This window comes from uncultured Adlercreutzia sp., assembly GCA_910585575.1.
Taxonomy (GTDB): Bacteria; Actinomycetota; Coriobacteriia; order Coriobacteriales; family Eggerthellaceae; genus Adlercreutzia.
This window is the reverse complement of record CAJUFS010000085.1, coordinates 1-8757: the sequence shown is the minus strand read 5'-3', so window position 1 is coordinate 8757 and position 8757 is coordinate 1. Positions and strand designations below refer to the sequence as shown.

9 protein-coding genes are annotated in these 8757 nt (G+C 63.1%); 7 read left to right on the top strand and 2 right to left on the bottom strand.

Features of this window, described 5'->3' with window-relative positions:
* Positions 1 to 423 (top strand): VanZ family protein (locus tag QZ307_RS09890; protein WP_295999415.1); only part of this gene is annotated, 423 nt, incomplete at its 5' end.
* A gap of 375 nt (positions 424 to 798) precedes the next feature.
* Positions 799 to 2211 carry a phosphoglucosamine mutase gene (locus QZ307_RS09885; protein WP_295999412.1) on the top strand — a complete coding sequence of 471 codons (1413 nt, stop codon included), beginning with the start codon at positions 799 to 801 and terminating at the stop codon, positions 2209 to 2211.
* Here QZ307_RS09885 and QZ307_RS09880 read toward each other — a convergent pair.
* The gene (locus QZ307_RS09880; RefSeq protein WP_295999409.1) at positions 2208 to 3701 is read right to left on the bottom strand and encodes a helix-turn-helix transcriptional regulator; all 1494 of its coding nucleotides are present in this window, start codon (positions 3699 to 3701) and stop codon (positions 2208 to 2210) included. The genes QZ307_RS09885 and QZ307_RS09880 overlap by 4 nt on opposite strands.
* Positions 3702 to 3988: 287 nt before the next feature.
* Here QZ307_RS09880 and QZ307_RS09875 point away from each other — a divergent pair, with 287 nt between their 5' ends.
* Positions 3989 to 5902, top strand: a complete 1914-nt coding sequence (locus tag QZ307_RS09875; RefSeq protein WP_295999407.1) for an FAD-binding protein — start codon at positions 3989 to 3991, stop codon at positions 5900 to 5902.
* 85 nt (positions 5903 to 5987) lie between these two features.
* Here the strand turns inward: QZ307_RS09875 and QZ307_RS09870 are convergent, their stop codons facing one another.
* Complete coding sequence (locus QZ307_RS09870; protein ID WP_295999404.1) at positions 5988 to 6431, bottom strand: hypothetical protein; 444 nt, start codon at positions 6429 to 6431, stop codon at positions 5988 to 5990.
* Between the two features lie 88 nt (positions 6432 to 6519).
* On the opposite strand from QZ307_RS09870, the gene QZ307_RS09865 reads away from it, so the two are divergent.
* The 4 genes from QZ307_RS09865 to QZ307_RS09850 all read left to right on the top strand — a co-directional run.
* Positions 6520 to 6774, top strand: a complete 255-nt coding sequence (locus QZ307_RS09865) for a dynein gamma chain protein (protein WP_275205794.1) — start codon at positions 6520 to 6522, stop codon at positions 6772 to 6774.
* Positions 6761 to 7207 (top strand): nickel-responsive transcriptional regulator NikR, encoded by a 447-nt coding sequence (nikR, locus tag QZ307_RS09860; protein WP_295999399.1) that lies wholly within the window; start codon positions 6761 to 6763, stop codon positions 7205 to 7207. The genes QZ307_RS09865 and nikR overlap by 14 nt, the downstream gene beginning before the upstream one ends.
* Positions 7208 to 7377: 170 nt before the next feature.
* Positions 7378 to 8403, top strand: a complete 1026-nt coding sequence (gene hypE / locus QZ307_RS09855) for a hydrogenase expression/formation protein HypE (protein WP_295999395.1) — start codon at positions 7378 to 7380, stop codon at positions 8401 to 8403.
* Positions 8404 to 8585: 182 nt separating this feature from the next.
* Positions 8586 to 8757 (top strand): 4Fe-4S binding protein (locus QZ307_RS09850; protein WP_295999417.1); only part of this gene is annotated, 172 nt, incomplete at its 3' end.

Below are 8757 nucleotides of genomic sequence, written 5' to 3'. Positions count from 1 at the left end.
ATGGCGGTCGCCCTGTGGGCGGCCTTCATCTTCTTTATGTCGGCGCACACCGGGGCAGACCTTGATGACGGCACGGGACTGGTGGCCGATCTTAAGCGCTGGCTCGTGTCCTTGGCAACGCCGCTTTTTGGGCCTGACACCGATATCGTCTCCGTGGCGGCCCATTTCACCGAATATCTGGTCTTTGGCGTGCTCCTGTTCCACGCCCTGTGGCGCAGTGTTCCGCAGCAGCGCCAGGGGCTGCTGGTTGTGGCAGCTGTGGTCATCGCCAGCCTCTACGGCGTGACCGACGAATTCCACCAGTCCTTCGTCCCCGGCCGCCTGTGCGACCCCGCCGACTGGCTTACCGACACGGTGGGAGCTAGCGTGGGGGCGCTAGCGGCCTGGGTAGTGAGCCGGCGCGCCGCGCGCAGGATGCCGTAAGGCACGAGGCGCCCACTCGTTTGGCTGCATTTGATCGGTTTTGGAACGCCGAGGCGCCTTTTGCAGGGGGAGGCGCCTCGGATTGGCTGCGGAACCACGGTTTTGGAACCGAAAGTGCTCGCGGACGTTCCAAAACCGTCGATCCCAAGCCAAACCATGCCCCTGCAGCGCGAATTCGGGGGTGCCCGGTTCCAAAACCGGCCTTTTGCAGCCAACAGACCCTCCGCACAGCCACTTTCGAAAGGAAGGCTCTCCGAAACGCAAAATCAAAGCCAGCAGGCCCAATGCCGGCCGCCGCTTCCTCTATAATTGTCCTCAGCTGGCCCACGGCCAGCGCCCAACGAGAAACCATTGCGGCCGAGGAAGGAAGCAACCATGGCTGATATTCATTTCGGAACCGACGGCTGGCGCGCCATTATCGGGGAGGATTTTACGCCCGACAACCTCAATCGAGTCATTGACGCCGCCGCTCGCGTGTTCAAGGAGGACGCCGTGGCGGCCGGTCGCGATGCCGACCATCCGGGCACGCTCATCGTCGGTCATGATTGCCGCCAAGATGCCCATGCCTATGCCCAGCTGGCCGCTCAGGTGGCCGCGGGCCATGGCTTCAACGTGCTGCTGACGGAAGACTACTGCCCCACCCCCACGTTGTGCTGGTCGGTGGCCCACAACGAGGACGCCGTGGGCGGCATCATGCTCACCAGCTCCCATAACGCTGCGGAGTACCTGGGCGTGAAGCTGCGCATGGCCGATGGGGGCGCCAGCCCGGCGGAGTTCACCGATCGCGTGGAAGCGGTGCTTCCGTCCCAGCCCACGGACATTCTCGGTCCTTTCACTGAGATCGACCTCATGACCGATTACCTGGCCGCCCTGCGCGAGCTGGTAGACGTCGAGGCTATTCGCGCTGCCAACCTGCGCGTGGTGATCGATCCGCTCTACGGTGCCGGTCGCCTGTACCTGGCGGGGCTTCTGCGCGACATGGGTGTGGAAGTGTGCGAAATCGACAATGCGGAAGACCCCACCTTCGATGGCCTGCATCCTGAGCCTATCCAGCCCTGGGTCGACCGCGGCTTGGCGAAGGTGAAGGAGCTTGGCTATGACGCCCTCTTCGTGAATGACGGCGATGCCGACCGCATTGCCGCCGGCGACTCCCAGGGCAACTTCGTGAACCCCCATCGCATCATCACGCTGCTTACCAAGCATATGGTTGATCGCGGCGAAACCGGTCGCGTGGTGTCCACCGTCACGGCCTCGGCCATGCTCGACCGCATGTGCCGTAAGCTGGGGCTGGAGCTGGTCAGCACGCCGGTCGGCTTCAAGTGGATCTACGCCGAAATGGAAAAGGGCGGCGTCATGATCGGCGGCGAGGAATCCGGCGGCATCGGCCTGCCGGGCCATGTGAAGGAGCGCGACGGCCTGCTCATGGCCCTGTTGCTTACGGAATGCATGGCCCAGTCCGGCAAGGATCTGGGTACTCTGGTGGAAGACATGCTCGAGGAGGTGGGCCGCATGGAGTTCGCCCGCCGCGGCCTTTCCATCACGCCTGAGCAAATGAGCCGCTTCCGTGCCGAGACGGTACCCACGTTCACCGCCGAGGAAATCGGCGGCAAGCGCGTGCTGGACGTCGACCGCCGCGACGGCGTGAAGCTGTTGCTGGAAGATGACGCCTGGGTGATGATGCGCCCCAGCGGCACCGAGCCCTTGGTGCGCGTCTACGCCGAAGCGGCTACCACCGAGGAAGTGGAGCAGCTGTTGGACGCCGCTGAGCAAGTGGTGACCAGCCTCTAGCTTTCTGCCCCGGACTGTCTCTCGCGCAGGAGCTCGATGAGCTCTTCGCGCGAGCTGACACCCAGCTTCTTGTAAATATTCTTCATATGGCTGCGCGCGGTATTGTTCGAGACGTACAGCACCTTCGCGATATAGCTCGACGAGTGCCCATAGGCCAACTCCTCGAGCACCTCCAGTTCGCGAGGAGTCAGCTTCTGCTCTTCCCCGATGCGTCGGCAGACGTCGGCGAGGTTTGGCGGTGCCGGAGCCAATTCTGGCTCGCTTTCGGCGCCTTTCGCATACAGAATGAGACCGTAGCCAACGCTTACGATGGCCAAAATAAGGAAGGCGGCCGTAACCAGGCCCAGGACGATGGTCGAGGTAATATCGTCCAGCAGCCCCGCCGCCGCTCCCAGGCCCAAGGCCCCGGTTGCTCCCAGGACAATGATGCCACAGGCCGTGGCCAGCTGCTCCTTATTGGCGATGCCGAAGAGGGCCAAATTAATCCAAAACGCCAAGAGCAGTACGATGAAGTACATCTCCATGAAGCAGGGAAAGATGGTAATGGAGAGCAGCTCAAGAGGGATCATTTTAATAGCGAACCCGAACACGGCCATCCCGGGCAGCCCGATGTTGAACACGAGAAAAAGCTTGCTGGTTGCTAGGTCGTCGCGGCGGTTGCGCATGGTGAACGCACAGGCGCCCAACACGACAAGCAGGGCCGCCGCGGCGAAGAAAGCGGTATAGGGTCGATCGGTGTTGCGCCACGCCACGATACCGATAGTGAAAAAGTACAGAAGCGTTCCCAGGTACGGAACGGACGCGAGTAACCCCTTCAGCCGTTCCTTGGCTTCCTCCGATGCCTCGTCTTCCGCAACAGAGGCGCGATAGGGGGAGTCCTCGCCTCCCGCCAACAGGGTGCGGTGGACAAAAAAGCTCAGGGAGCCCAAAACGAGCGCGGCTAGCAGGAGGGGCGAGAGCAGAGAGGGGACCAGCCGTGTGGTTACGAGGAAGAGGTCGAAAACAGCGAAGCCGACGACGCTGTTGACAAAAACGTCCTCGCGGGAACGTGAGGCGAAGGCCAGGCTCCAGGAAAGCAGCGAGGGCGCCGTGGCAAGACCCGCGAGCAAGAGCATGACCGTCAGGGCCGTCTCCCGGGCATCGACGTCAAGCAGCCCAACGGCAAGCGCAAAGGCGGCCCCAATCTGCAGCGTGCCGGTGGTAACAACGTGCCGCCGCGACCAACCCTCGGGGCGTTGCCTGCCCGAAAGAAGTACCGCGAGCGCCCCAGCGCCTAGTGCGCCCATGAAGACAACAGTGGTTGCGCTGGGGCCTGAAGACGAGCAGAACAGTCCCGGGTTGACGGCCAGGGCGAGCGTTCCCAGAAGAATGCAGGCCTGGAGACAGGCGGGCAGGAGCCGCGCCTGGAGCGAAACCGCCGCCGTGGGCAGCTCGTCGCGGCGAGGCCCTGTTGCCACGTTGGCCAGCAAGTCAAGTAGATATGAAGTCATGGTCCCTCCCCAAGGATTTCATGTTTCGATGGTAAGGGTTTTTCGGCCCATCGGGAGAAACGTTTGCCTCCCAATTTGAAAATCACCCAAAACGGTTAGACATTTACCAGGGGTTTTACTGCAATGCGGCGATTGTGGTGGAGAGCGCACGGCCGCTAAGGTGGGCTTCGCTCGCTGGGTAAGGCGAGCGGAGTGGATCGGCCGTCGCAGGCTGAAGGACTTCGGCTGTCGATGCACGGTTGGGCGACCCGGGAGGGGTCGCAGAGTTCCATGTTAGGAGAGGGTACATGACCAAAAGCTTTACGACGCCGTCGATTGATCGACGCAATTTTCTGAAGGGCGGTGCGCTGGTTGCCGGCGGTGCTGCCATGGCCGGCCTCGCCGGCTGCGCGCCAGCCGCTCAGGAGGCCAGCGCTGAGGATGCCGAGGCGCTGTCCGCCACGGGCGGCGACGCTGCGGGTGCGGTGGCTCCCGGCAACACCGTAGCGGGCTCCATCTGTGGCGAGGACTGGCTCGGCGCCATGCCCGAGATCGCCGACGACCAGGTGTCCGAGACCGTCGATGTGGACATCGTCGTGCTGGGTGCCGGTCATGCTGGCTGCCAGGCCGCGCTGTCCGCTTCCCAGGCCGGCGCCAAGGTGGCCGTGGTCGAGGCCCAGCCCGAAGAGGAGTACGTGTGCTTTGGCGACGACATCTGCGCCTACAACTCCGAGTGGGTGACCGAACAGGGTTTCGGCGGCTACGATCTGGGCGACATTACGGCCGAGTACTGCCGTCGCGGCCTGGGCCGCGTGTCCCCGGCCATCATCAAGCTGTTCGTTGAGAACTCCGGCGAGATGTTCGACAACATGGTGTCCATCATGCCCGACACCACCGACATGCTCGATCGCGAGGGCGGCCGCTGCATCATCCAGACCGCCTACGGCAAGGATAAGGGCACCGATTACCCGGTGGAGCAGTCGGGCTACAAGGCCTGGGCCACCACGGTGCAGACCATCCAGACCGTGAACCCCACCGAGGTCATCCCCGGCCGCCGTCTCACGCGCCTCACCGAGTTCGAGCACTATGCCCGTCTCGAGGCCGAGCGCAACGACGCCGTCTTCTACTTCAACACCACCGCCGAGGCTCTGGCCATGGACGGTGAGGCTGTGGTGGGCGCCTACGCGAAGAAGGCCGACGGCAGCTACCTGAAGCTGAACGCCTCCAAGGGCGTGCTGCTGGCCACCGGCGACTTCTCCAGCAATCCCCAGATGGTGTGGAACCTGCTCACCGACATCTCCGAGTGGGCTGCCCGCGTGGGGGTCAAGGAGGGCGAGCTGTTCGGCGGCGGCCGCGACGGCATGGGCCACAAACTGGGCTGCTGGGCTGGCGGTGCCATCGAGCCGCATCCGCGTCCTTCCATGAACATGTCTGCCGGCGTACCCGGTCCCTGGGGCACCTCGGCCTTCCTGACGCTGAACGCCAAGGGCAAGCGCTTCATGAACGAGGCCATGGCCCAGCTGTCCGGCGCTGCGGCCCTGCGCCAGCCTCTCGGTATCATCGCCTGCGTGACCGATGCCAACTACATGAAGACCGTGCAGGGCGCCGGCCTCGACCACGGTGCTCCCAACTGGGGCTTCCCCCAGGGCATCGAGGCGATGCAGGAGGCTATGGCGGCTCTGACCCCGGGCCCCGAAGGCGGCCAGGTGCCGGGCGTCGGCATTGCGGGTGTGAATGAGATCAACACGCACAACCCGAACGCCGAACCCTACGGCAGCGAGAAGAAGATGGGCAGCCAGGTGTTCATGGCTGACACGCTGGAAGAGCTGCTGGGCTACCTGGGCTACGAGGGCGACGCTCTGCAGACGGCTCTCGACGAGATTGCCCAGTACAACGCGTTGTGCAAGGCTGGTCGCGACACCGACTTCGGCAAAGAGGCCGAGCTGATGATCCCCGTCGAGAAGGCTCCGTTCTACGGCGCGACCCAGATGAACGACGGCACGACGAGCACCGGTCTGGTGACCCTCGCCGGTCTTATCACCGACGAGAACCTGAACGTGATGAAGGCCGATCGCAGCGAGCCCATCAAGGGCCTGTACGCAGCCGGCAACACCGTTGGCCAGCGCTACGGCATGGCCTACGCCACGCCGTCGGCTGGTAACTCCATGGGCATGGCTATGACCCACGGCTACATGGCCGGTAAGATCATGGCTGCTCTGTAAGCTGAAATCTCCCGTTTCCCGTTTGCTTAACGGCAACAGCGGATAAGACGGCCCGGGCGCCTCCCTCCCAGCGCCCGGGCCGTTGCTACACCAGCTTCTTAAGAAGGGCCCACGCCCGCTGCTTGTCAGCGGGCGTTTTCATAAGGGCTTCGAAATCTTCGAACACCACCACGGTGCGGCCCAGCACGCGGTTCTTGTCGTTCAACGCCACGGGCAGACGGTAGGCTGTGGAAACCAATTCAGCGGCGAAGGCGTCGGCCGCCACCGCAGCCACCGGATCAAGGCCCTCCACGATGGTGCGCACGTCTTCGGCGCCCAGAGAGCCCTCGGGCGTCTCAACGACGGCTACGGCAAGAGGCGCTTCTCCGAAGCCTAGGGAAGCTGCCGATTTCTCCAGGGCGGCAAGGGCGTCCGCACTGAGGGGCTTTTCCGTTACGACTAGCAAGGTGGAAGCGGGCGCGCCCGCTACGTGCGACTCGTACAGGGTGAGCACCGACTCGCCCGTCACCTCAAACATGTTACTTTTCACGGAATAAATCACACCCTATCTTGCGCCCGAAAGCGGTTCGGGTTAAAACATCCTTACTCATATAGTAGCAAACCTGAGGAGGCATCCCATGTGCACCAACGGAGTGAACACCGGTCAGTTGGAAATGATGATCGACCAGATTGACGACCATATCAAGCTTGAGCGTCGCTGGGCCCACAACTTGGCGCACACGGCTGCCGACGCGGGCTTTGCCACGGTGGGCGAGAAGCTTCACGCCGTACAGCATTTGCTCGACGACGTGCGTGCCGCCCTCGACGAGGCCAAGGACGCCATCGACGACGATGCCGTGGACGCCACGGGAGTGACCGTTGAGCTCGTGTAGGCCGCGCCCTTCCAGCAACGACCTCGTGCGCTTCTCGGTGGCCATGCCCGAGGGGCTGCTCATCGAGTTCGATCAGCTGGTGGCGCGTCGCGGTTTGGCGAAGAACCGCAGCGAGGTTGTGCGCGACCTGGTGCGCGACGCGTTGGTCGAAGAGGAGTGTGCCACGCCCGGATCACTGGTTATGGGCACGCTCACCATCGTCTACGACCATCATTCGAATGACTTGCAGGAAAAGCTGCACACCATCCAGCACGACTACTTCGATACCATTATCTCCACTATGCATGTGCACGTGGACGAGCACATGTGCCTGGAGGTGGTGGTCATGCGCGGCGAAACGGGCCTCGTGCAAAGTGTGGCCAACCTCATCTTGGGCACCAAGGGCGTGAAGAACGGCAAACTGGTGCTCACCACCACAGGAAGGTTCATGTAGAAAGTCTTCCAAAATCGGAGCCACGGGGTACCCTGATTCGCTCAGACAGTCCTCGCTTTGGAGAACAGCCCACTGGGCTGTTCTCGTCGCTGCGGAACTCGCTCGGTCAGGGCACCCCGTGTCTCCTCTGAAATCTCACTTTGCTGAATATAACAAGGAAGGTTCATGTAATGGCAGATGAGAAGGTAATGCTCGGCCACGGTTCGGGCGGCTCGATGATGAAGCGCATCATCGACGAGGTGTTCTTCGAGGCCTATGGCAGCGACGAGCTGCTGCGCGGCGACGATGCCGCGGTGCTGCCCCCGCTGGCTCCCGGCGAGCGCCTGGCCTATTCGACGGACAGCTTTGTGGTGACGCCGCATTTCTTCCCCGGCGGCGATATCGGCTGCTTGGCCGTGTGCGGCACCGTGAACGATGTGGCCACCTCGGGTGCCCGGCCGCTCTACCTCTCGTGCGCCTTTGTGCTGGAAGAGGGTTTTCCCATGGACGACCTTCGCCGCATTTGCGCCTCTATGGCCGAGGCGGCCAAGGAGGCGGGCGTGCGCTTCGTTACCGGCGACACCAAGGTGGTGAATCGCGGCCATGGCGATGGCATCTACATTAATACGAGCGGTGTGGGTGCCGTGCCCGAGGGCGTGAACTTGGGCGGCGCGCAGATTCAGCCGGGAGATGTGGTGCTGGTCACGGGCACCCTGGGAGACCACGGCATCACCATCATGAGCTGCCGCGAGGGCTTGAACTTCTCGGCGGATATCGAAAGCGATGCGGCGCCGCTTAATCATCTTATTGCGGAGGTGCTGGAAGCTGCCCCGCACACGCGCTGCTTCCGCGATCCCACGCGCGGCGGGTTGGCGTCCACGCTCAATGAGCTGGCTGCCCAATCGAACACCGACATCACCATTGAGGAAGACGCTGTGCCCGTGCGCGATGCCGTGCTCGGCGCCTGCGAGATGCTGGGTTACGACGTGCTGCAGGTGGCCAATGAGGGCAAGATGGTGTGCGTCGTGCCGGCCGATGAGGCCGAAGCGGCCTTGGCGGCCATGCACGCAAGCCCTTATGGAAAGGACGCGGCGCTCATCGGCACCGTGGCGGCCGCAGACGAGGCCCGCGGCCCCAAAGTGTTCCTGCGCACGGCCTTTGGCAGCACGCGCATTCTCGACATGCTCGTCGGCGAACAGCTGCCGCGCATCTGCTAGGTGCCGCTTACCGGCGGATTGGGCAGGGGCGAAAGCAAGCGGCTGCCGCCCCCTGAAAATTTTCCCATTCCTACTTGCGCGTCGGGGCTTTCATGGTATCTTGCGCAATGAAGCAAGAGGGGGCCTGAGGCCTATCGCTTCATTAGACGAGGAAATAAGTACCGAGAATAAAGGAGCTTCCCATGTCTCATCCGGTTATTGAAGCTGACGAGTGCATTGGCTGCGGCATTTGTGTCGACGCGTGCCCCCAGGAAGTGCTCGAAGTGGTGAACGGTGTTGCCGAGTCCGTCAACGACGAGGCCTGCATCGCCTGTGGCGACTGCGTCGAGGAGTGCCCCATGGGTGCCATCCCCG

Bases quoted from the DNA above. Each gene is read 5' to 3' on its own strand.
- QZ307_RS09880 (WP_295999409.1), bottom strand. From the start codon at position 3,701: ATGACTTCATATCTACTTGACTTGCTGGCCAACGTGGCAACAGGGCCT.
- hypE (WP_295999395.1), top strand. From the start codon at position 7,378: ATGGCAGATGAGAAGGTAATGCTCGGCCACGGTTCGGGCGGCTCGATG.
- QZ307_RS09865 (WP_275205794.1), top strand. From the start codon at position 6,520: ATGTGCACCAACGGAGTGAACACCGGTCAGTTGGAAATGATGATCGAC.
- QZ307_RS09885 (WP_295999412.1), top strand. From the start codon at position 799: ATGGCTGATATTCATTTCGGAACCGACGGCTGGCGCGCCATTATCGGG.
- QZ307_RS09875 (WP_295999407.1), top strand. From the start codon at position 3,989: ATGACCAAAAGCTTTACGACGCCGTCGATTGATCGACGCAATTTTCTG.